Annotated in this window: 22 protein-coding genes; 12 read left to right on the top strand and 10 right to left on the bottom strand. The window is 30.9% G+C overall.

What is annotated here, in order from left to right; translation table 11 throughout:
- Positions 1-7: 7 nt before the first annotated feature.
- Entirely contained in the window at positions 8-874 is an 867-nt protein-coding gene (locus ACY3JO_RS04135) for a DMT family transporter (protein WP_463085548.1), read from the top strand.
- On the opposite strand, the gene ACY3JO_RS04130 is transcribed toward ACY3JO_RS04135, so the two are convergent.
- Positions 850-2,073: a TIGR04013 family B12-binding domain/radical SAM domain-containing protein gene (locus tag ACY3JO_RS04130; RefSeq protein WP_463085547.1), complete on the bottom strand. Its 1,224-nt coding sequence runs from the start codon at positions 2,071-2,073 to the stop codon at positions 850-852. The genes ACY3JO_RS04135 and ACY3JO_RS04130 overlap by 25 nt on opposite strands.
- Positions 2,074-2,168: 95 nt before the next feature.
- Between ACY3JO_RS04130 and guaB the strand changes: the two genes are divergently transcribed.
- Positions 2,169-3,650, top strand: a complete 1,482-nt coding sequence (gene guaB, locus ACY3JO_RS04125) for an IMP dehydrogenase (protein WP_463085546.1) — start codon at positions 2,169-2,171, stop codon at positions 3,648-3,650.
- Here the strand turns inward: guaB and ACY3JO_RS04120 are convergent.
- Positions 3,647-6,091: an ATP-binding protein gene (locus ACY3JO_RS04120; protein WP_463085545.1), complete on the bottom strand. Its 2,445-nt coding sequence runs from the start codon at positions 6,089-6,091 to the stop codon at positions 3,647-3,649. The two genes, guaB and ACY3JO_RS04120, sit on opposite strands and share 4 nt — an antisense overlap.
- Before the next feature lie 7 nt (positions 6,092-6,098).
- Positions 6,099-6,464 carry a response regulator transcription factor gene (locus ACY3JO_RS04115; RefSeq protein WP_463085544.1) on the bottom strand — a complete coding sequence of 122 codons (366 nt, stop codon included), beginning with the start codon at positions 6,462-6,464 and terminating at the stop codon, positions 6,099-6,101.
- Between the two features lie 89 nt (positions 6,465-6,553).
- Here ACY3JO_RS04115 and ACY3JO_RS04110 point away from each other — a divergent pair, with 89 nt between their 5' ends.
- Positions 6,554-6,838 (top strand): metal-sulfur cluster assembly factor, encoded by a 285-nt coding sequence (locus tag ACY3JO_RS04110; RefSeq protein WP_463085543.1) that lies wholly within the window; start codon positions 6,554-6,556, stop codon positions 6,836-6,838.
- A 7-nt stretch (positions 6,839-6,845) separates the two neighbouring features.
- Here ACY3JO_RS04110 and ACY3JO_RS04105 read toward each other — a convergent pair whose 3' ends face one another.
- A complete protein-coding gene (locus tag ACY3JO_RS04105) occupies positions 6,846-8,807 on the bottom strand; it encodes an ATP-dependent helicase (RefSeq protein WP_463085542.1) in 1,962 nt (653 codons plus the stop codon).
- 55 nt (positions 8,808-8,862) lie between these two features.
- On the opposite strand from ACY3JO_RS04105, the gene ACY3JO_RS04100 reads away from it, so the two are divergent.
- The 9 genes from ACY3JO_RS04100 (at position 8,863) to ACY3JO_RS04060 (ending at position 16,048) form a co-directional block, all read left to right on the top strand.
- Positions 8,863-9,438, top strand: coding sequence for a hypothetical protein (locus tag ACY3JO_RS04100; RefSeq protein WP_463085541.1), 576 nt, complete (start codon positions 8,863-8,865; stop codon positions 9,436-9,438).
- A gap of 16 nt (positions 9,439-9,454) precedes the next feature.
- The gene (locus ACY3JO_RS04095; RefSeq protein WP_463085540.1) at positions 9,455-10,015 is read left to right on the top strand and encodes a flavin reductase family protein; all 561 of its coding nucleotides are present in this window, start codon (positions 9,455-9,457) and stop codon (positions 10,013-10,015) included.
- Complete coding sequence (locus ACY3JO_RS04090) at positions 9,984-10,664, top strand: LolA family protein (protein ID WP_463085539.1); 681 nt, start codon at positions 9,984-9,986, stop codon at positions 10,662-10,664. The genes ACY3JO_RS04095 and ACY3JO_RS04090 overlap by 32 nt, the downstream gene beginning before the upstream one ends.
- A 2-nt stretch (positions 10,665-10,666) precedes the next feature.
- Complete coding sequence (locus ACY3JO_RS04085) at positions 10,667-11,755, top strand: ABC transporter ATP-binding protein (RefSeq protein WP_463085538.1); 1,089 nt, start codon at positions 10,667-10,669, stop codon at positions 11,753-11,755.
- Between the two features lie 22 nt (positions 11,756-11,777).
- Complete coding sequence (locus ACY3JO_RS04080; protein WP_463085537.1) at positions 11,778-12,731, top strand: hypothetical protein; 954 nt, start codon at positions 11,778-11,780, stop codon at positions 12,729-12,731.
- Positions 12,728-13,822 (top strand): efflux RND transporter periplasmic adaptor subunit, encoded by a 1,095-nt coding sequence (locus tag ACY3JO_RS04075; protein WP_463085536.1) that lies wholly within the window; start codon positions 12,728-12,730, stop codon positions 13,820-13,822. The genes ACY3JO_RS04080 and ACY3JO_RS04075 overlap by 4 nt, the downstream gene beginning before the upstream one ends.
- 1 nt (position 13,823) lies before the next feature.
- Positions 13,824-15,059 carry an ABC transporter permease gene (locus ACY3JO_RS04070; RefSeq protein WP_463085535.1) on the top strand — a complete coding sequence of 412 codons (1,236 nt, stop codon included), beginning with the start codon at positions 13,824-13,826 and terminating at the stop codon, positions 15,057-15,059.
- A gap of 94 nt (positions 15,060-15,153) precedes the next feature.
- The gene (locus ACY3JO_RS04065; RefSeq protein WP_463082476.1) at positions 15,154-15,525 is read left to right on the top strand and encodes a DUF2089 family protein; all 372 of its coding nucleotides are present in this window, start codon (positions 15,154-15,156) and stop codon (positions 15,523-15,525) included.
- Positions 15,518-16,048 (top strand): SHOCT-like domain-containing protein, encoded by a 531-nt coding sequence (locus ACY3JO_RS04060; RefSeq protein WP_463085534.1) that lies wholly within the window; start codon positions 15,518-15,520, stop codon positions 16,046-16,048. Before ACY3JO_RS04065 ends, ACY3JO_RS04060 begins: the two co-directional genes overlap by 8 nt.
- A 3-nt stretch (positions 16,049-16,051) precedes the next feature.
- On the opposite strand, the gene ACY3JO_RS04055 is transcribed toward ACY3JO_RS04060, so the two are convergent.
- The 6 genes from ACY3JO_RS04055 to ACY3JO_RS04030 form a co-directional block, all read right to left on the bottom strand.
- On the bottom strand, positions 16,052-16,780 hold the full coding sequence (locus ACY3JO_RS04055) for a UPF0280 family protein (RefSeq protein WP_463085533.1): 729 nt from the start codon (positions 16,778-16,780) through the stop codon (positions 16,052-16,054).
- A 53-nt stretch (positions 16,781-16,833) separates the two neighbouring features.
- Positions 16,834-17,241, bottom strand: coding sequence for an NIL domain-containing protein (locus ACY3JO_RS04050; protein WP_463085532.1), 408 nt, complete (start codon positions 17,239-17,241; stop codon positions 16,834-16,836).
- Complete coding sequence (locus tag ACY3JO_RS04045) at positions 17,238-18,458, bottom strand: homocysteine biosynthesis protein (RefSeq protein WP_463085531.1); 1,221 nt, start codon at positions 18,456-18,458, stop codon at positions 17,238-17,240. Before ACY3JO_RS04045 ends, ACY3JO_RS04050 begins: the two co-directional genes overlap by 4 nt.
- Positions 18,459-18,632: 174 nt before the next feature.
- Entirely contained in the window at positions 18,633-19,595 is a 963-nt protein-coding gene (locus tag ACY3JO_RS04040) for a uroporphyrinogen decarboxylase family protein (protein ID WP_463085530.1), read from the bottom strand.
- A complete protein-coding gene (locus tag ACY3JO_RS04035) occupies positions 19,568-21,277 on the bottom strand; it encodes an ASKHA domain-containing protein (protein ID WP_463085529.1) in 1,710 nt (569 codons plus the stop codon). Before ACY3JO_RS04035 ends, ACY3JO_RS04040 begins: the two co-directional genes overlap by 28 nt.
- Positions 21,278-21,916: a cobalamin B12-binding domain-containing protein gene (locus tag ACY3JO_RS04030; protein WP_463085528.1), complete on the bottom strand. Its 639-nt coding sequence runs from the start codon at positions 21,914-21,916 to the stop codon at positions 21,278-21,280.
- Between the last annotated feature and the right edge of the window lie 6 nt (positions 21,917-21,922).

The following is a 21,922-nucleotide window of genomic DNA, read 5'->3' as shown; positions in this document are numbered from 1 at the left end:
TATTCCAATGTTAAAAACCAATACCCAAAAGGAAAAAGCATATATCTTCCTTTTAGTTGGCATCACGGCTATGGCTTCTGCTTCCATTATTATTAAGCTGACAAAAGCTCCTCCCCTTGTCATAGCATCATACCGTTTATTAATATCATCTCTTATTCTTTCTTTAATAAATTACAAGAAGGCAAAAACATGCTCTAAGATATTTAACAATATATTTTTAACTTTTGCAGGATTATCCTTAGGTATTCATTTTTACACATGGATCTCAGCTCTTTTTCTAACTTCTGTGGCTAATGCTGTAGTACTTGTAAATACAAGTCCTATATTTATATCTATATTAGTATCAATTATAGAGAAAAAAATACCATCAAAAAAATTCTACCTTTCAGTTTTAGTAGCCCTTATAGGTGTGTTTCTTATAACCTATAACAATGATTTAAAAATCCAAATAGGAAAAGGTGAAATATTATCCATTATAGGTGCTATAACCTTTGCCATTTATATATATACAGGTAGATATCTCTCAAAAGAAATATCCTTCATCTCATATATTACCTATGTATATTCTATTGCAGGGATATGCTTACTTTTAATTACTATTCTCTTAAAAATACCTTTGGTAGGATACTCTGCCTATACATATCTAAATTTTTTGCTTCTTGCCCTAATACCCCAGTTAATAGGTCATTCTTCTACCAATTATGCTATTAGAATTTTATCTCCTACCTTTACTTCTATAGTATTAATAGGTGAAACAGTAATAGCAACTGTTTTCTCAGTCATCTTTTTAAAAGAAACTATAAATCTATATAAACTTATAGGAATAGGTTTAATAATAATAGCAGTATTTTATGCTTCTTTAGAAGAAAAATAATTGTATAATTTCCAAGCTATTTCCTCTTGTTCTCTAAAATTTCCAAAAACTACACCTTTTGGAAGAAGTTTATTTATAACTTTCCTCATATACTTATCAACTCTACCTGGAGGAAAATTCTCAAAAGGAGTACCAGGAAGAGGCATAAAGGCATGAGCATGAATTTTTGCTCCCATTTTTACTAAATCTTCTATCATTTTAACTGTCTGGTTTATATCATCCTCATTTTCATAAGGTAATCCAAATATAAAATCCACATTCACCTTGAGACCATAGTAAGTAGCAGTTTCTACAGCTCTATAAACATCTTCCACTTTATGCCTTCTATGAGCTAAATCTAAAATCCTCTGACTACCAGATTGAGCTCCTATTACGATATTGTCATTATTAGCATATAACTTTATCAGCTCAACAGTTTCAGGTAAAACATGTTCTGGTCTTACTTCTGAAGGGAAGGATCCAAAAAATATTCTTCCTTCTTTTCCAATAATTTTTCTAATTTCAATAAGTAATTCTTCTAATTTTTTAAGATTTATTGTCATACCATCAGAAGATCCATAAGCAAAAGCATTAGGTGTAATAAATCTTATATCTTTTAAATTTCTTTTTACCATAATTTCCACAATTTCCACTATTTTTTCTATACTTCTATGCCTCATAATTCCACCAAAAATCCTTGGTGTCTGACAAAAGTAGCACCCAAAAGGACAACCTCTGCTTATTTCGATAGGTCCAAACCTACCAAATTTTTCTGAGAAAGGGAAGTAATCATTTAAATCAATTTTCTTTTTATCATGAAATATTCCTAAAATTTTTTTACCACTAACTATCTCTTTTATTAAGTTTGGAAATATTCTTTCTCCCTCTCCCTTTACCACAATATCAAATCCCATATCTAACACTCCCTGGGGATCCCCTGATGGATGAGGTCCACCTGCCACAAAATAAAGATTTTCATTACTCTTTTTAAGTTCCCTGAGCTTTCCTAACATATCTTTTATTTCAAAAAACTGAGTGGTAAAAAAGGAAAAACATAAAATGCTATTTCTTAAATCTTTTTCGAAAAATAAATCATCTATTTTTTCAAAAAATAGTATCGGAAGTTCTTTTAGATCTTTATCCCCTTCTACTGCTCCAAGAAGAGCATTTATACTATATTTGTTTTCCTTAGAGTCATAGAAAAATAATTTATATTCCATATATTTCTTATTTTACAAATTTAAATTTGACTTTTAAATCTCCCTTAAATAAAATAATTGAAAACTTTCCAACCAAGAAGGAGGCTAAAAAGGTTATGAATTTTAATGAAAGATTCTTAGGAGAAGCTCTAACTTTTGATGACATACTATTAGTACCAGCATATAGTGAAGTAACCCCAAAAGAAGTAAGTGTCGATACATATATTACTGATAAGATTCATCTAAATATTCCCATATTAAGTGCCGCAATGGATACAGTAACAGAAGCAAGAATGGCTATTGCCATGGCAAGAGAGGGAGGCTTAGGAATTATTCATAGAAATCTTTCCATTGAAAAACAAGCAGAGGAAGTTGACAAGGTAAAAAGATCAGAACATGGTATGATTACAGATCCCATATTCTTATATCCAGATCAAACAGTCGGTGATGCCTTAAATATCTTGTCAAAATACCACATTTCTGGATTACCTGTTGTAGAAAAAAATGGTAAGCTTGTAGGGATTGTTACTAATAGAGATCTAAGATTTGAAACTGATATGAACAAAAAAATATACGAAGTAATGACTAAAGAAAATCTTATAGTTGCTCAGGTTGGTGTAACTATTAAGGATGCCCAAGAAATTCTACAAAGATATAAAATTGAAAAACTTCCTATTGTAGATAAAGATTATAAATTAAAGGGTCTTATTACAATAAAGGACATTCAAAAAATGAAACAATATCCTAATGCAGCAAAAGATAGTAAAGGTAGGCTTTTGGCTGGTGCTGCTATAGGGGTAGGTTCAGAGGCTATTGAAAGAGCAAAAGCATTAGTGGAAGCTGAAGTAGATGTTATTGTAGTTGATACGGCTCATGGACATCATAAAAAGGTATTAGAAACTGTTAAAGAATTAAAAAAATTATTTAAAGACAATATAGTAATAATTGCGGGTAACGTGGCAACAGCAGAAGGCACAAAAGCATTAATAGAAGCAGGAGCAGATGCAGTTAAAGTGGGTATAGGACCTGGGTCCATTTGTACTACTCGAGTTGTGGCAGGTATAGGAGTACCACAATTCACAGCTATATGGGAATGTTCTGAGGAGGCAAAAAAATATAACGTGCCAATAATTGCAGACGGAGGGATAAAATTTTCTGGAGATATTACAAAAGCAATAGCAGCTGGAGCTCATGCAGTTATGTTAGGAAGCCTACTTGCTGGTACTGAAGAAAGTCCTGGAGAAATTGAAATATATCAAGGTAGAAGCTTTAAAGTATATAGAGGTATGGGCTCTCTCTCAGCAATGAAAGAAGGAAGTAAAGATAGATATTTCCAAGAAAATTCAGAAAAACTTGTACCAGAAGGTATTGAGGGACGAGTACCATATAGAGGACCAGTTTCAGAAGTTATCTTCCAACTTGTAGGGGGGCTTAAATCAGGTATGGGTTATTGTGGTGTTAGAAATTTAGAAGAGTTAAGAACAAAGACCAAATTTATAAAAATAACTAATGCTGGACTTAGAGAAAGCCATCCTCATGATGTAATAATAACAAAAGAAGCACCTAATTACAGTATATCAACATGGGAGTCTCGTTAAAAATCTTCATTTATTAATTTAACTACATCTTCAATAGTTTTACTTGTGGATGAAATAAAACTAAATTTCAATCTCATAGCTCCCATATCTCCCAAAGAGATATGGGAGACTTTTTCTTCAATATCCATTACAGAACGGGTAAAAACATAAAATCTATCAAAACCATGACCTATAAGATCATTGGGTCTTAATTTATCCTTTATTAATGATGCTAGATTAAAAATAGAAGATCTTTTTAAATTCTCCGAAACAAGACCTTCAAATTCATAAGCAATTTTACCAAAGGCAAAAGATGCTTTTTCTCTATAAAGCTCTCTCCAAAGGATAGGGAAAAAGTAAGGAAGAGAAAGCGTTCCCGTTAAAGGATCCACTAAAGAATATCTTCGAGGCAATTTTATTATAAAGGTAGTACCTTCACCTACCTTACTATTAACAGATATTTTACCATTATGGGCTTCTACTATACTCTTAACTATTGAAAGCCCCAAACCAGTACCACTTGTTGATTTTCTCAATGAACTGTCAACCCGATAAAATCTATCAAATATATGGGGAAGATGCTCTGGAGGTATTCCTAATCCTTGATCTTGCACCTCTATAATTATATCCTCCATTTTATCGGTAACTCTCATCCATACATTTCCTCCATTTGGGGAATACTTTATAGCATTATCTAAAAGATTATGAAATACCTGTGTAAGTCTTGCTGAATCACCTAAAAGAAGGGTAGGATATTCTGGAAATTGCAAAATTATTTTGTGTTTTGAAGTTTGAGTTTGGAAAAAAGAAGCTCTTTCTCTAATTATTCTTCTCAACTCTACCATATCTTTTCTAAGTTCTATTCTTCCTGACTCAATTCTTGATACATCCAGAAGATCATTTATAAGTTGAGTAAGCCTTTCTGCCTCCTTGTATATGATCTGATGATAATTTTTTATTTTCTCTGGAGGGAGATTCATTTTCATTAAAAGCTCACTATAACCCTTTATTGCAGTTAATGGAGTCTTCAACTCATGAGAAACATTAGCTACAAATTCTGACTTCATTCTATCCAATTCTTTTATCAAACTAATATCTCTAAGAGCTAAAATAAAATTAGTTACTTTTCTTCCTTCCCATATAGAAGAAAGATTACATCCAAGAATATATTCTTTTTGGCCATTCCAAGTTTTAATCTCATATTGAAGTATGGATAATCCTTGAAAAACCATCTTATCAAGCGGACATTCAGAACACATTAATTCTCCATTTGTATTTCTACATTTTAATACTTCTGTACATCTCTTTTGAATATTTTCTTGTGAAATATTAAAGAAATTATTTGCTACGTTGTTCCACATACTTAATCTCTTTCGTCCATCAAGAATTATTAACCCATCACCTATATTTTCAAGAATCTTTTTCATCTTTTCTCTTTCCAAATTTACATTACTGTAAAGGATTGCCTTATGCAAAGCTATAGAAGTTTCATAAGATAAATTAATAAGCATCTCTAATTCATAATTAGAAAATTTCTTATTCTTTGTACTATTAACTACTTCTATTGCTCCTAATACTTCATCTCCGACCTTAAGAGGTACACATAAAATAGAACCTGTTTTGAAACCTGATATATAGTCATAATATTGACTAAACCTTTTATCCTTAGATGGATTATTCACAATAGCAGGATTTCCTGTCTCCACAACCCAACTAACTATTCCTTCTCCCTTCGCAAGCTTTTTACCTTCTAATAAATCTCCCTTTTCTCCTATAGCCTTTTCAAAGATTAAATCCCCTGTCTCTTTATCTTTAAGAAATATGGTTCCACCATCAGCATCAAGTAATCTAACAGCAGAATCTAAAATAAGTCCTAAAACCTCTTTAGTATCCAAGGATGAATTTACTGCCTTAGTTATATCAGAGAATATCTTCATTTCATTTATTTTCTGTTCGAGTTTTAAGCTTTCTCTACCAATATAATTTAAAAACAGAGCTAAAACGATAGCCATAATCCCAAGTTCTAAAATTCTGATATAGGCAGAACTTAAGACTACATTTATTCCCTGAATTATTCCAAAAAGAATAAAAACAAGAGTAACTAAAAAAGCAGAAAGAATTGCAGTCCTAAAATCATATCTAAAGGCTGCTGCTACCACTGGAAAAACCAAGAATAAGTATAAATCACTGCTTATACCCCCAGTTAAATATACCAGAATTGATACCAGTATAACATCTATAGAGGCAAATATTTCATGCTTATAAAGAAAGGGATATTTATGTACAGGGAAAATAGTAGTAAATAATACATAGATGGACGAAATAACGAGAAAAATATTAAATACTCTTACATCTGTAGGAGGCACAATATCAAACTTTACAAGAAGAAGAGCTACAAAAAGAATTAAGCCCCTAAATAAAGATAAAAAGTTTTCTCTCTTTTGATTATAGTAAACTTTCATAAAATTTCTATGCTCCTAAAAGTAGTTCTACCTTAGCAATCAAATCCGCAAGACCAAAAGGTTTAGTCATATACTCATCTGCCCCCATACTATAACCAACTTTTTTATCTAATTCGCTGGATCTTGCTGTAAGTATAAGTACCATCGTATTCATAGAAGGATCACCTTTTATTTGTTCACATATACTATAACCATCAATATCAGGAAGCATTATATCAAGAATTACTAAATCGGGTTGTACTTCTCTTATTTTCTCTAATGCTTCCCTACCTGTCCCAGCTTCGTGTATCTCATATTTTTTTAAAAAATCCAAGGTTTCTCTGATAAGGCTTCTAACATTTTCTTCGTCTTCCACTATTAGAATCTTCTTCATAATACCTCCTATAAATCTTTAATTAAATTTTAATTTTACCTTATTATACCAGGTATATTATAATAAAAAAAATTTACGAGGTGAAAGGTATGAATTTAAAAGAGCAAATAGAAAACAGACTTAGAGAAATAACAGACCCTGAGGTAGGTTTGGATTTAGTAACACTTAATACCATCGATAAACTGGAAGTAGACAATGATGGAAATGTAAAAGTTGTATTTAGACCCACAACTCCTTTTTGTCCTTTGGGTATTCAACTTGCTCTATCCATCAAAAAAGCCATTAAAGAAATAGAAGGTGTAAAAAATGTAGATGTAGAAGTGGTAGACTTTATATTTGCAGAACAAGCAAATGAACTTTTAAAGAATCAATAAAAGTTAATCATTCTCTCTTAACAATCCACTCTTCGAAGAGCTCCTCCTTAGGGAGCTCTTCGATAAACATGGAAGGCTTATTAAATACATTCATATCCTTAAATCTTTTCATCATGTGAGTAATAACAAAAAGTTCTCTTTTGGCTCTTGTTACTGCCACATAAAAAAGTCTCCTTTCTTCTTCTAAATTATCCATACTTTTATAAGAAGGAAATTCTCCTTGTACTAAACGGAGAATAAAAACCACATCCCACTCTAAACCCTTTGCCTGATGAATAGTAGACAAAACTACATAATCCTTTTCTTCCCCTTCTTCTTCCATTAATTTTTCTCCTGCATAGGTATATAAGGTAAGTTCGCTTAAAAAATCGCCTAAATTCTTATACTTTTGAGAAAAATTAATAAGTTGAACAATATCCTTTTCTCTATCTTTAAAATCAGGATTTTTAGTTTCCAAATAATTTCTGTACTCTTCGTTATAAAAAACAAATAGAATATCTGAAAATCTATCTAAAGGAATATTCTTAATCTTATCCCATAAATCTCTTATCCTTCTTAAACCCTCTAAAGTTCTACCACTTACTGAGATCTGAAATATCCTTTCAAAATCTCTTGTTTCTCTCAAAACAGAAGCAAACTTTTTTGCATAAGCTCTACCAATTCCTGGAAACAGTTTAAAAAATCTCTGGGCAGAAAGTTCATCTTGGGGATTATATAGAATTTTTAATATGGAAAGCATATCTTTTATATGAGCTTGTTCAAAGAATCTTAAACCTCCTCTTACCTCATATGGAATACCTTGAGTAGTAAGTTCTATTTGTAAACTCATAGAATGATAGTTAGACCTAAAAAGTACTCCCATATTCTTATATTTAATACCTTCCTGATGCATATTTTTTATGATCTCTACCACAAATTGAGCTCCCTCTTCCTCATCTCTTACCCATACTAATTTTGGTTTAGATCCACTTTTTAATACAGGTCTTATAGTCTTAGGATACTGATTTACATTTCTCTTAATAATCTCATTAGCCAAAGCTATTATCTCGGGTGTACTTCTATAGTTATATTCTAAATAAAAAATCTTCGTACCTAAAAACATATTAGGAAAATTCAATATATTATCAATAGTAGCTCCTCTAAAGGAATATATACTTTGAGCGTCATCTCCAACTACCAATATATTTTTATTTTCCTCTCTCATAAGTCTTACAATCTCTCCTTGAAGCCAATTTGTATCCTGATATTCGTCTACTAAAAGCCAGATAAATCTATAATTTAGGCTCTTTCTTACCTTGTCTTTATCCATAAGAAGTTTATACCAAAACATAAGTAGATCATCATAATCCACAAGATTCAAATCTCTTTTTCTTTCTTCATATTTTTTAAAAACTTTTTCAATTAAATCTGCCTTCTCTATAATATGAGAAGCCTTTATTTTTAAAACTTCATCCCAGTTTTTCCCAGTATTCACCTTATAACTAAATATTTCCAAAACTAAATTTTTACCTAATTCTTCCTCCCCCATCTCATCTAAACATTCATCAATAAGATCTGCTGAATCCTCTCTATCCAATATGTTATAATCTACCCTCATTCCAATTTCCTTTCCAAATATTCTTAAAATTCTATTTCCCACATGATGAAAAGTACCTCCCCATATATCCTCAGCCTTTTCTCCTATTAAAGCAGAAGCCCTGTTTATCATGTTTTTAGCGGCATGGTTGGTGAAGGTTAAAAGCATAATATTCTTAGGAGAATAACCTAAAGCAATAAGATATCCTACTCTATAGATAACTGTACGAGTCTTTCCTGATCCAGGTCCAGCAATAACCAAGGAAGGACCATCTGCTTCTAAAACTACCTTTTTCTGTTCCTCATTTAGGTCTTTCTCTACACGTTTAAGAAATTCTTGCTTCTTTTTAGAAGGGAGAATATAAATTTTCTTATCACTAAATTGGTTATCCATATGAATTATTATATAATAAGAGAAAAATAAAATCCTTTAAGGAGGAAATAATAAAATGAAAAAAATTATAACTTTGATTCTTATTGTAATTTTAATCATAAATTTAAGCTTTGCCCAAAATACTCAAACCCCCACTCAAAAAAATATTGAGAAAAAACCAGTTACTATATTTACCCTTCATGTATTAACATTTAACAATCTTGTAAAATCCAATTTAGAAAAAGACTTAAAAGGGCTTGATGATTCTTTTAAAATGAGTATTCCCATATATCATCCCGCAATTGGTTTAAACCTATCTTTTTATACAAAACTCTCCCAAAAAGGTAATCCTTATCCTTCCATGATAAATAGAATTCTTAAAAATTTGGTCTCTGCATTAAATAGTTCAGAGCTTCCTGATAAAACAAATATCAACATAATTCTATATACAGAAGATGAGAAAAATATATATGATTCTAAAACCCTTTTTATCACATTTACTCTATATTCTCTAAAAGAGTTTGCAAAAGCCAAAGATATAAATAAGTTTGGTAGCCAAATGTTAGTCTTTTTAGAAACCGAGAAACTTGAATATAAAAATGGAGTATTTTCATCTAAAAATTACGATTTTGAATGGATATTAAAAATATAAGATGAGGAGTGATATTGTGTATAAAGAAATAAAAAATACCTTTACCTATCTATTACATCCCCTGCCTGCTCTTCTTATCACAAGTATTAGCAAAAATCAAAGGCCTAATGTTATGACTATATCTTGGGTTATACCAGTAAGTATAAACCCACCTCTTATTGCTGTAAGTCTTAGACCAGAGAGATATACTTATACCCTTATTAAAGAAACAGAAAACTTTGCAATAAACATTCCTGATTATTCTTTAAGAAAATCAGTTTTTATATGTGGAAGATTTAGTGGTAGAAATACAGATAAATTTAAAAAGGCTAACCTTACTCCCATACCTGCCCATAAAATAGCTGCTCCCCTAATCAAGGAATGTACCGCACATATAGAATGTTTTTTAGAAGATATTGTAGAATTTAAGGCTGATCATAACTTAGTAATAGGTAAAGTAATTTACTCTGAAGCCTTAGAAGAATATTTTGAAACCATTTATGATCCTTCAAAGTACAAAGCCCTTCTCTATTTTGGAAAAGATGTTTATACTACAACAGGTGAATATGAAACCATTAAATTATCAGAAGAAAATTAAACATCATTTTATATTATTTTTATCATTTATTTTATTAAGCACATCCCTATCCTTAGGTATATCTATTGATGAAGTAATAAGAAAAGCCCAAGAAGCTAATAATAAAGTATCCACTCTTTATAGTATTCTTGAGGTTTATAATAGAATAGGGAATAACGAAGAATATATTACATATAAATTTTATTATCAGAAACCAGATAAAATAAGGTTGGAAGTATTAGAGGGAAAAGATAAGGGGACAATAATGGTATATCAAACAGGTAAAGTAAGATATAAAAAAGGTGGATTATTGAGCTTTATTCCCTTATCTTTAAACGTAGATGATCCCTTAGCAATTTCTATTAGAAAGGGACAGATACCTGACCTCACTTTTGATTATATCATAGATTTATTAATTAACAATAACCCAACTGGATTAAAGGAAATTGCTTTCTTAAACTATAATTGTTACATAGTAGAAATAGGAAATAGTAGAGATAAATTATATAATTATTCTTTCCAAAGGATATATATAGAAAAAAATTCATTTTTACCTGTTTCCTTAGAACAATATGAAGACATTAAGGGAAAAAGAACATTAGTACATAGGAGAATATATAAAAACCTTCAGATAAACATAAAAATTGATCCACAAATCTTTGAAATATAAATATGGGAATAAAAATAACTCTTGAAAATATATATAAAACTTATAAAGAGGAAGGCTTATTAAAAGAGAAAAAATTTATAAATGCTTTAGAGAATATTAATTTAGAAATTCCCGAAGGGAAAACATTAGCTGTAATAGGCCCATCTGGATGTGGTAAAACTACTTTATTAAAAGTAATAGCAGGTTTAGAAAACCCAGATAGTGGAAATATTTATTTTAATCAACAAAAAGTCAATGATCTCTCACCAGTTGAAAGAAAAATTGGAATGGTTTTTCAAAACTATGCCCTTTATCCTCACTACGAAGCAAGAGGTAATTTAGCATTTCCATTTTGGATTAAAAAAACCCCAGAAAAAGTAATTGATGAGAAAATTAAAGAAACAGCAGAGATATTAGGAGTTGATTTTCAATACTTACTAAATAAAAAACCAAAACAACTTTCAGGAGGAGAACAACAAAGAGTAGCAATAGGAAGATGTATAATTAGAAATCCTTCAGTTATGTTATTTGACGAACCCTTATCTAATTTAGATGCAAGATTAAGGACTATAACAAGAGTACAAATAAAAAAACTCCTTTTAAGATTTCAAGTTACATCAGTATATGTTACCCACGATCAAATAGAAGCAACAAGTATGGGGGATATAATAGCAGTAATGAATGAAGGGAAAATATTACAGGTTGGTACTTATGATGAATTAATAGAAGATCCTAAAAATTCTTTTGTGGCTTCTTTTGTAGGAAAACCTCCAATGAATCTTATAGAAGCAAAGATTATAAATTCTCACATTATCATAGGTTCAAAAGATATTTCTATTAAATATACTATAAGAGACGGAGAATACCTTATAGGTTTTCATGCAAAGGATATAAAAATTACTTCTGAAGGAGTTTTTAGAGGAGAAATCTTTTTTATCGATGGAACCCCCTCAGATACTTTAAGAATCCTAAATGTGGAAACCGAAGAAAAGGAAATCATAAAAATAGAAATAAAGGAAAATATAAGATTTCATGTAGGAGAAACTCTATTATTTTCCCTTCCAAATAGAATTTATGTGTTTGATAAGATTTCAGGAAAAAGAGTTATCTAAAATAAAAGGAGGATAATCCAACATGTGGAAAAAAGTAACTTTAAGTATTTTCTTAATAATACTTTTTCTCTACCCAGCTTTTTCTTGGTCTGCCCATAGAGAAATGACAGAAATCATATTGAAAGATTTAGATTGGATAAAAAAATACAAGAACATAACTGTAACAGCTTATACCTATCATGATACATCCCCATACAATCCATCATACATTATTCCCTATCGCGGAGAAAAAATAGGTGATAAAATAGATGCCATAACAATAATCACAAGATATGTAACTGAACCAGATATGAGAATGGATGAAAACATAAATCTTAACTCTATGCAAAAACTTACAGGAGGAAGCTCAGGTTGGAGACATCAATATTATATACTTTTTGGTGGAACCCTTAAATTAGGCGAAGCACCCAAAAGAATAATCCATTTTTGGAACTTAGCCAAAGAGGCCTTCCAAAAGAATGATTATTATTGGGGTTTCCGTTTCTTTGCTTATAGCCTCCACTACCTTCAGGACCTTACACAGCCTTTTCACGCCTATCCTATGCCTCTGGGAAACGTTATTGGTAATATTTTTAATCTTGAAAAACTCATTGCCCAGGGAGAAAATCATCATTATACTTTAGAAGATTATCAAGAATGGCAAATAATAAATAAAAATCCTATATATATTCAAACCATTAAAAAGGCCCAACCTCAAAAAGTAGATAATCCAGAAGAAGCAGGAATTAAAGCAGCATGGGAAGCAAGAAAAGATGCAGGAAAATTATGGGAGATTCAATCTAAATATTTTCTTGGAATAAATGACAATAAAAATTATAAAGCCCCAAAAGAATTATTTAGTAAACCTTCTCAATTAAGAAAAGAGTATGATAAAATTATCCTTCGTAATTTAGAAAATTTTGCAGGATGGACAAAAGGTTATTTGGAGTTCTTAAAAATTTCTCTTGACAAATTAAACGAGGTATCAGGCAAATGAGAAAAGTATATATAACTATATTAATATTAGGAATTGCTATAGCTCTTTTTGCATATTTTCAAATGATTAATAGACCTGTAGAGGTAGAAGTATTAAGGGTCTCAAGAAGAGATTTACCCTTATCTATAAGCGTAAGTGGTATTTTATCTTTTTCAAGAAAAATAGACATATATCCTAAAATATCCGGAGTAGTAAAAGAAGTTAGAGTAAAACCAGGAGACAAAGTTAAAAAAGGAGATATACTGGCTACAATAGATGCTCAAGAATTAAAAAAACAGATGGACCAAATAAAAAATATGATCGACCTTTTGAAAATAAACACCGCATTAAGAGGTATAGGTTTTCAACAAAGTAACACTCCTTATTTCTCCCAAGATCAATTAAAAACCTTAGAAAATTATTATGATTCTTTAAAAAACCTTTATGAAGAACGAATATTAAAAGCCCCAATATCTGGTATTATCGCCAAAGTAAATATTACTCCCGGAGAAACCATAAAATCTCAAGAACAAGCCCCAGCTACAAATTTCTTAGGAAATCTCTCCAGTCTATTATCCTTATTCAACCTTAATATTTCAAATAGTAACTCCATAATTACTATAATTGATCCTACTTCTTTAGTTGGTTTACTAAAAGTAGATGAAAACAATGTTTTAAAAATAAAAGAAGGTCAGGATGTAGAAATATATGTAGATGCTTTGGAAGAAAACCCATGGAGGGGAAAAATAACATCCATAAACATGATTCCTTCGTTAAATAAAGATGGTTCTTACTCTTATGAGGTTTCTGCCAATCTTCCCCAACTTGGAAATAAAGTAGTAGAAGGTATGAGTATTTCTGCTACCATAAATATAGGAGTAAAGGAAAATATTATTGTTATACCTTTAAGTACTATCTCCTTCAAAGAAGGCAAAACCTATGTCTACACTGTAGAAAATGGAAGAGCAAAAAGTAAAGAAGTTGTAATAGGAGATATGAATACTGATTATGTGGAAATAAAAGAAGGACTAAAAGAAGGAGATTTAGTGATCTTATCTCCTCTTGATAAAATCTCTGATAACTCCAAAATAAAAATATATAAAGAAAACTAAAATGAACACAAAATTTTATGAAAACCTAAAGATGGCTATTTTTACTCTTAAAAGTAATAAGTTAAGATCCTTTTTAACCATCTTAGGGATTATTATTGGTGTATTTTCCGTAGTTCTCCTTATTTCTATAGGAGAAGGTGCTAAAAACCAGACTCTTCAAATAATTGAAAATTTAGGTGGAAATACCCTATTAATCTTTCCTACATCGGTAGAAACAGAAGGAACATTTAATTCTATCAGAAATCAGAATTTTAGAAATCAAAGAGGAGTTATTCCTCAGCTTTTTAAGTATAATGACTTACTATCTCTAAGAAGAGTATTTAAAGATGAAATTATATTCTCATCTATGATGACCTCTTACTTAGAAGTGAAATACAAAATTTTTTCTATTAATGCTACTATTTATGGTACTGATAACAATGGATTAATCATCAATAAAGATGGAATTACCCATGGAAGATTCTTTTCAGAGTATGAAATATCTTCAAAGGAAAAAGTATGCATCATAGGACCTAAGATTGCACAAAATATTGCGTCTCAACCTCAAGAATCACTGAACAAGATAATTAAAATAGGTAGCTACAATTTTAGAGTTATAGGGGTTCTCAAAGAAAGGGGATATAGCCAAAATTTAGGTGATTTAGATTCCAGAATCATAATACCTATTACTACCGCCTTTATCTTAAAAGGAGATCAAAATCTTAATATTATTATTGCTCAAGTAAAAGATTCAAAAAAAATTGATATTTATAAACAAAAGCTCATATTTATACTAAAGCAAATCAGAGGAAAATTAAATTTCATTGTTGCAAAACAAGAAGATCTTTTATCTGCTATGAATGAAATATTGAATATATTAACTTTAACATTAGCAGGAATAGCAAGTATATCCCTTATTGTAGGAGGTATTGGAATAATGAACATAATGTTGGTCTCTGTTACAGAAAGGTATAAGGAAATTGGTATAAGAAAAGCCATAGGAGCCAGAAGAAAAGATATTTTAATTCAATTTCTTACTGAATCATCCTTTTTAGGAGTAATAGGTGGATTTTTAGGAATCATTTTATCCATAATCACTGGAGAAATATTGAAAAATTTTGAAATACCTTATTCTTTTAATATAACCACAGTACTACTTGGTTTCTTTTTCTCTCTTTTTATAGGACTTATATTTGGAGTATTACCTGCTATGCGTGCCGCCAATTTGGATCCAATACAAGCATTACGCTCAGAGTAAACTTTTTACCATAGTAAAAATTTTTTATTCAAAATATTGATTTTTATAATTCAAAATTATAAAATTTATTTGTAAATTTTTAAAGGAGGAAAAGATGCCTCACAATTTACCAAAATGTCCTATATGTGGTAAAGAAATGATTATCAGGAAACTCGAATGTCCTGATTGTAAGATAACTATTGAAGGAGAATTTTGGGTTAGCAGATTAGCAAGTCTAAGCAAAGAAGAAATGGAGTTCTTAGAGCTCTTTCTAAAAACAAGAGGAAACGTAAGAGAAATGGAAAGAATTCTTAAAATTTCTTACCCTACAGTGAGAAGTAAATTGGATAATATCTTAAAAAATTTAGGACTTTTATCTGAGGAGGAGCCAAAAGACAAAATAAGATGGATCATTGATAAATTAGAAAAAGGAGAAATTACAGTTCAAGAGGCTTTAAAGGCTTTAGAGGAGGATAAAGATGTTTAATAAATATTTTTGGGGGATAGTTTTTCTAATTATTGGTATATCTCTTATTGCCCAAAATTTTCAAATACCTTTGCTTAAGGATCTATGGAAATTTTGGCCTCTTATTTTCATATACTTTGGAATAAAGATTATCTACAATTCTAAAAGATATGATCATAAAAGGAGGATAAAAATGAGAGAAGAAAGATATAAAATTTTGAGATTAGTTCAAGAAGGCAGAATTACAGTAGAAGAAGCAGAAGAACTCTTAAAAAAATTAGAAGAGACTCAAAATAGAGGCAAAAGGTTACTTCTATTAAAGGTAATAGAAAATGGAAATAATATAGTAAACATAAGTATCCCACTATCCTTAGCAAAATGGGGCCTAAAATTTGCTAATTCATATGCAGAAAAATACGGAGGAAAAATAGATTTCTCTCCAGAAGAATGGGAAGAACTAATAAGCAATCCAGATTTAAAAGGGAAAATTGTGGATATAAATGTACCAGAAAAAAACACACAAGTAACTGTGGAAATAGTTTAGATATTAAACATCTATCAATTCATATTTGCCCCAAGCTCCTAAATGTTCTCCTATAATAATTATTACTTGATGAACTTCTAGAAATCTTTTAGCAAATTCTAATCCTATATTTATATCTTCAGGCTTTTGAATAAGATTTCCCACTGCTGTAGCCATAGCATCTGCAAAAATAGCAGAATGTGATATTATAACAACAGCATCAGCTTTGCCAAAACTAAGAGAAGGTCCTACTGTTCCAGAAGATGTACAAATACCCAATACCGAATTTTTAGGAATAAGTATCCCTATTTTATTACTCCAGGGAGATTCTCCTGCAAAGATTAATACTTTTCTTTCTTTTTTTGTAGAAATGAAAATATCTCCACCATTTTCAATAATTATTTGAGAGGAATAATTTAAAAGATCTTTTCCAACAAACTCTGATATAGCTCCTGCCACAGAAGCCATTGGTCCAACCCCTACCTTTCCTGTCCAGTATGCCATCTGTTTAACTATTAAAGGTGCATCCTCTTCTACAGTGTAAGGAGTTAAGGATAGCCTAAATAAAGGATCTCTTGATATATAATCTTCTAATTGTTGTCTATAGAAAGATAAAATTTTTAATGTTTCTTCTTCAAGGTTTTTCTCAGCTAAAACAAATAGATCACTTTCCCGAATTTTTACGGAAAAACTTACAAGATCCTCTGTTTTCATTAACCTTCTATATTTTCTTCCTATATATTCTTTTGTCATAAAAATCCATAAAATATGGGGAGAGAAACATATCCTCTCCCCATTTAAATATATTAAAAAAAGATTTTCATTTCCATAGCATTATATGGACATAGTTCTATACAAATTCCACAAGCTGTACATTTTTGAGAATCAAACTTGACTAAATAACCTTCTCTATAAAGGGCTTTTGTTGGACAATAACTTACACAATATCCACAATGAACACATTTATCCTCTAACCATACTACATCTTGAGAAAGAGGCTGAATCTCAACACCTAAATCTTTCAAATACTCAATTCCTTTTATAAAATTATCATCTTCTCCCGAAAGCTCTAAAACCATTAATCCCTCTTCGTCTGGAGTGATCGTAGCCTTAAGTATATTAAAATCCAAATTAAATTTTTTCACTAAATTTACCACTACAGGCTTATCAGCAAGTTCCTTTGGAAAATGTAATACTATCCTCTCTGTTCTCACTTCTGCTCCACCTCCCCTAAAATCTCTTTTCCACTAAATGGTTTAAATTTTATACCTGACTCTACCCCAGGAAGTGGGGCAGAAGGAGAAGTTAAAAAGAATTTTCCTTCTTTTATCCATGATTTAAGTATTTCAGCTATCTCTTTAGCTTTAGGATAACTTGATAACGGGCTTGTAGGTACCTTCTTCCCAAAAAGCTCTATATAACCACTTTTAAGTTCCTTATAACTTATATATGTAATAACATCAGATTCCCTATTGGGGTAAGCTGTAGCATAATCTACTACTGGAGCCAGTATATCCTCATCACTAACAGACGTATAAAAAGCCATCTCTTCATCCAAAATAGGAATTGGTATACCTATACCTACTGCCAGTGAGACCCCATATCCTTTCATGCTTACACCACGAAGCCATTTTGCACTCATCTGTTTAAGATCACCAATAACTGCTAATGTACCTGCTCCACCTTTTGGTATACCCCTTTCTGTCCTCTCTACAGAAGGATTATGTTGAGTTCCATGCCAAACCACATATCCTATACCACCACCCAAAAATATACGAGTTCCGATTCCAATAGTCTTATAATAAGGATCATTTAAAAGAGGTGATAATTGTCCTGCACTGGAATAATTTGCATTACCAAACTTAGGTTTTAACATACCTAAGTATGTATACAACACTCTGTTTGAAGAGTTTACAGCCACATTATAATTTTGATATGCATTTCTTATGTTAAAAAGTACAGCTTCATTAAGATCATTTATTGTAATATAAGCATCCAAAAATCTCCTTGGGTAACAATCTGTACCGTATGCTTGAGCAGTTATCCTAATTTCTTTACCTGAAACTAAATCCTCTATTACGTGTCCTCCACCATATAGGAAATCTCCAGGATAATACTTATTTCTTAGATCATCATCAGGTAAAGCATTTGAACCTAAGAATAAATCTACTGCTGCATAAGCAGCATAAGCAGGAACCCCATTAAGATATACTTTCCCCCCCCCAAGCTTAATTCTTGGTTTTGTATGGCCAATGTTAAAATATATCCCAGAAGAACACATAATCCCAAAGGTTCCAGTAGTTACCACATCTACCTCTTTAGCAGCCCTCTCTACACCTTTTTCTTTCACAATATCAATCATTTCCTCGGCAGTAACAACCACTGCCTTACCCTGGCGGATTTTCTCATTAATTTCTTCAATTGTTTTCATCCTTTTACCCCCTTTTTCTCAATATCTATCATAACTTCTTCTATGTTAACCGCCCTTTTCGGGCAAGGCATGATCCATAACAATTTCACCACCTCCTAAATAAGAGGGTAAAATTTTCCATATATAGTACCAAAAACGTCGGAATTTTTCAAGATTATAACAAAACCTACCTAATTATCTAAATTTCTTAGCAGTTTCCATAAAAACCTTTATATTTTCCAAAGGTGTACCTACAGGTATATCACAACCAGAACTTAAAATAAAATTTTTAACATCTCTCATTTTATTTAGAAGCTCAATAGTTTCCTTCTCTATATCTTCTTTTTTCCCTTGTAAAAAAACTCTGACAGGATCCAGATTACCTATAATATACATTTGAGATGGGATTTTTTCAGCAACCCATTTTAAATCTACCAAACTATCAAGACTTAATCCATAAGCATCGCTTTTCCCCATATCTTCTATAAGATGAGATGTATTACCACAAATATGATATATGAGAGGTTTTTTTAGTTCAGATACAAGATATTTGAAATAGGGTAAAGAAAATTCCCTAAAATAAGCTGGAGAAAGTATAACTGCAGTTGGCTCCAATACCGCTACTACATCAACTCCTGTATCGAAAAAAGCTTTTGCATAATCTTTGATAACATTCACAGAAAACTCCAGCAATTCCTTTACAAAATCAGGATCATCTATTACATTAATACCTAAATCATTTACACCCATAAGTTCACCTGTTAAAGTAAAAGGACCTATAACATAACCTCCTTTTATTACCTTGAAATTCTGGGCCATTTTTTCAGCCACTTTAATAAATGTTATCATACGTCCAGAAATACCCTTCCATCTTCTTTTTATATCTTGAAGAACTTCTTTATCTTTAACCGGATGATCTAAAACAGAAGGATTTTCATTCTCAGGGAAATTAATCTTTAGACCTAAAGCTTCTGCTTCTACAGTCAAATCCATAAAAGTAAATATACCATCAGGTTGAAACTCTGAAAGAATTATATCCAAAGTTTTAAACTGTATTTCTGGATTTATTAAATTTTCTTTTAAAGTAGTATTAGTCAATTTTATTCCTGGAGCACCAAGTAAAGGAATTATTAGTCTTTCTCCTCTTTTATCAAGCATTGATCTTCCTCCTCAAAATACATAAACTTTATAAAATATTCTTGAAATTTTTTATCAGAAGAAAGCTCTATATAATTGACCTCTTCTTTTATCTTTTCTGCATCTTCCATAAGAAACCTATTTAGAAGTACAATCTTAGCTCCTCCAATAGCCGAATTCCCAACCAATATAATTTTTTCCAAAGGTATATGAGGTAAAAGTCCTGTTTTAATAGCATTTTTTCTATTCAAATAACTACCAAAAGAACCAGCAACATAAATTTTATCTATATCTTTATAGGTTATGCCTGCTTTATTAAGTAAAACCTCTATACCAGCTCTTATGGCAGATTTTACCAGTTGAAACTCCCTAACATCTTTCTGAGTTATCTTAATTTTACCTATGTAAAATTCCTCACCTTTTATAAACTTCCCAGTATTATCTATTATCTTTAGATCCAACATTACTGATATAGCATCTAAAAGACCAGAACCACATATTCCTTTCTCTTCCATATCTCCAATAACCTCAAACTTAACTGTTTCTTCTAACCATACATGAGAAATAGCACCTTTCTTTGCAATCATTCCATGTGAAATATTACTTCCTTCAAAGGCAGGTCCTGCAGCCGTAGCACACGCAAAAAGAATATCCTCTGACTTTAACACTATCTCACCATTGGTTCCTATATCAATAAGAATAACATTTCCTTTTTCATTTAATAAATTAGTAGCTATAATTCCTGCTACTACATCTCCCCCCACATAACCTGAGATTAAAGGAAAGACATAAAGTTTTGCGTTAAATAAATTTCCAAAAATATCTTTTGAATTAAAAAGCATTCCATTTCTAAAGGCAGGAACAAAAGGAGAAAAAGCTATATTTTCCGGAGTTACGCCAAGAAAAATGTGAGTCATAACGGAATTACCAGCTATGGAGATGACATAAACATCATTTAAATTTATATTATTCTTTATACACAAAACTTGAATAATCTCTGTAATAGCTTTTATTAACCTATCTCTTATAATCTGCAAACCATCAGGATTATGAATAATAAAATTAATTCTTGAAATTATATCAGCTCCATAAGTTAACTGAGGATTTTCAGTAGAATAACTATCTATATCACTTCCATTTGTAAGATCCAATATATGTCCTACCAAAGTTGTGGTCCCTATATCCAAAGCAATACCATATACACTCTTTAGTTCTTCTTCCCTTATATCAATTATTTCTTCTTTAAAAAGTACAAGATTCCCTTTATAATTATTCCTTCTTAAAAAAGTTGGTAATTTTCTTAAAACGGAAATATCTTGTAAATATATATTTTCTTTTACAGATAAAATTCTTTCTAAATCAGATCTCAAATCGCAAAGAGAAGGAATTTGCAGAGAAAAAGCTTGTAGTGTAATAACGGGAGAAAGGATAAAATTATTATCTTCTAAAAATTCTTTTTGTATGTTGATATCAGTACTTTCCTCTTTTAACAATTCAACCGTTAAATCTTCTTCCACATATGTGTGACAAGCAAGACTTATTATACCCTTATCTAATATTTTTACCTTACACTTTTTACACCATCCAGCTCCACCACAATAAGAAGGAATTTTTATATTATTTTCTATCAATATATCTAATAATCTATCCCCTTGAGCTACTTTAATTATTTTATTTTCAGGTAAAACTCTTATATATGGCATTTATGATACCTTGAGTAATCTATTGACCAATCCCACAGCAGAATAAGCATCTTCCGCATAACCATCTGCGCCAATCTCCTCTGCAAATTCTTCTGTAACAGGAGCACCGCCAACAATAATCTTAACCTTATCTCTTAATCCTTCCTTTTCAATAACATCTATAGTAACCTTCATTTGAGGCATTGTAGTGGTAAGAAGAGCTGACATCCCCACCACATCAGGTTTATTTTCTTTTATTGCTTGCACAAACTTCTCAGGCGGCACATCTATACCAAGATCAATTATTTGATAACCAGCTCCCTCCAACATCATAGCGACTAGATTTTTCCCAATATCATGCAAATCTCCCTTAACAGTACCTATTACAATTTTTCCTTTAATAATACCTGAGGATTTTGTAATAAGAGGTTTTAAAATTTCCATACCTTTTTGCATTGCCCTTGCAGAAACAAGAACCTCGGGAACAAAAATTTCATTTTTCTTAAATTTTTCTCCTATAACACTCATACCTGAAAGAAGTCCTTTATCTATTATATCTTCTGGGGAAATCCCTTCATTTAATGCCTTCTCCACCAATTCTTGAACCTTTTTTCTATCACCAGAAATTACAGCATTTGTAATTTCTTTTAATATTTCCATCTTTTA

Source organism: Dictyoglomus sp. LHC4, assembly GCF_055181355.1.
This window is presented reverse-complemented; position numbering and strand designations above follow the sequence as displayed.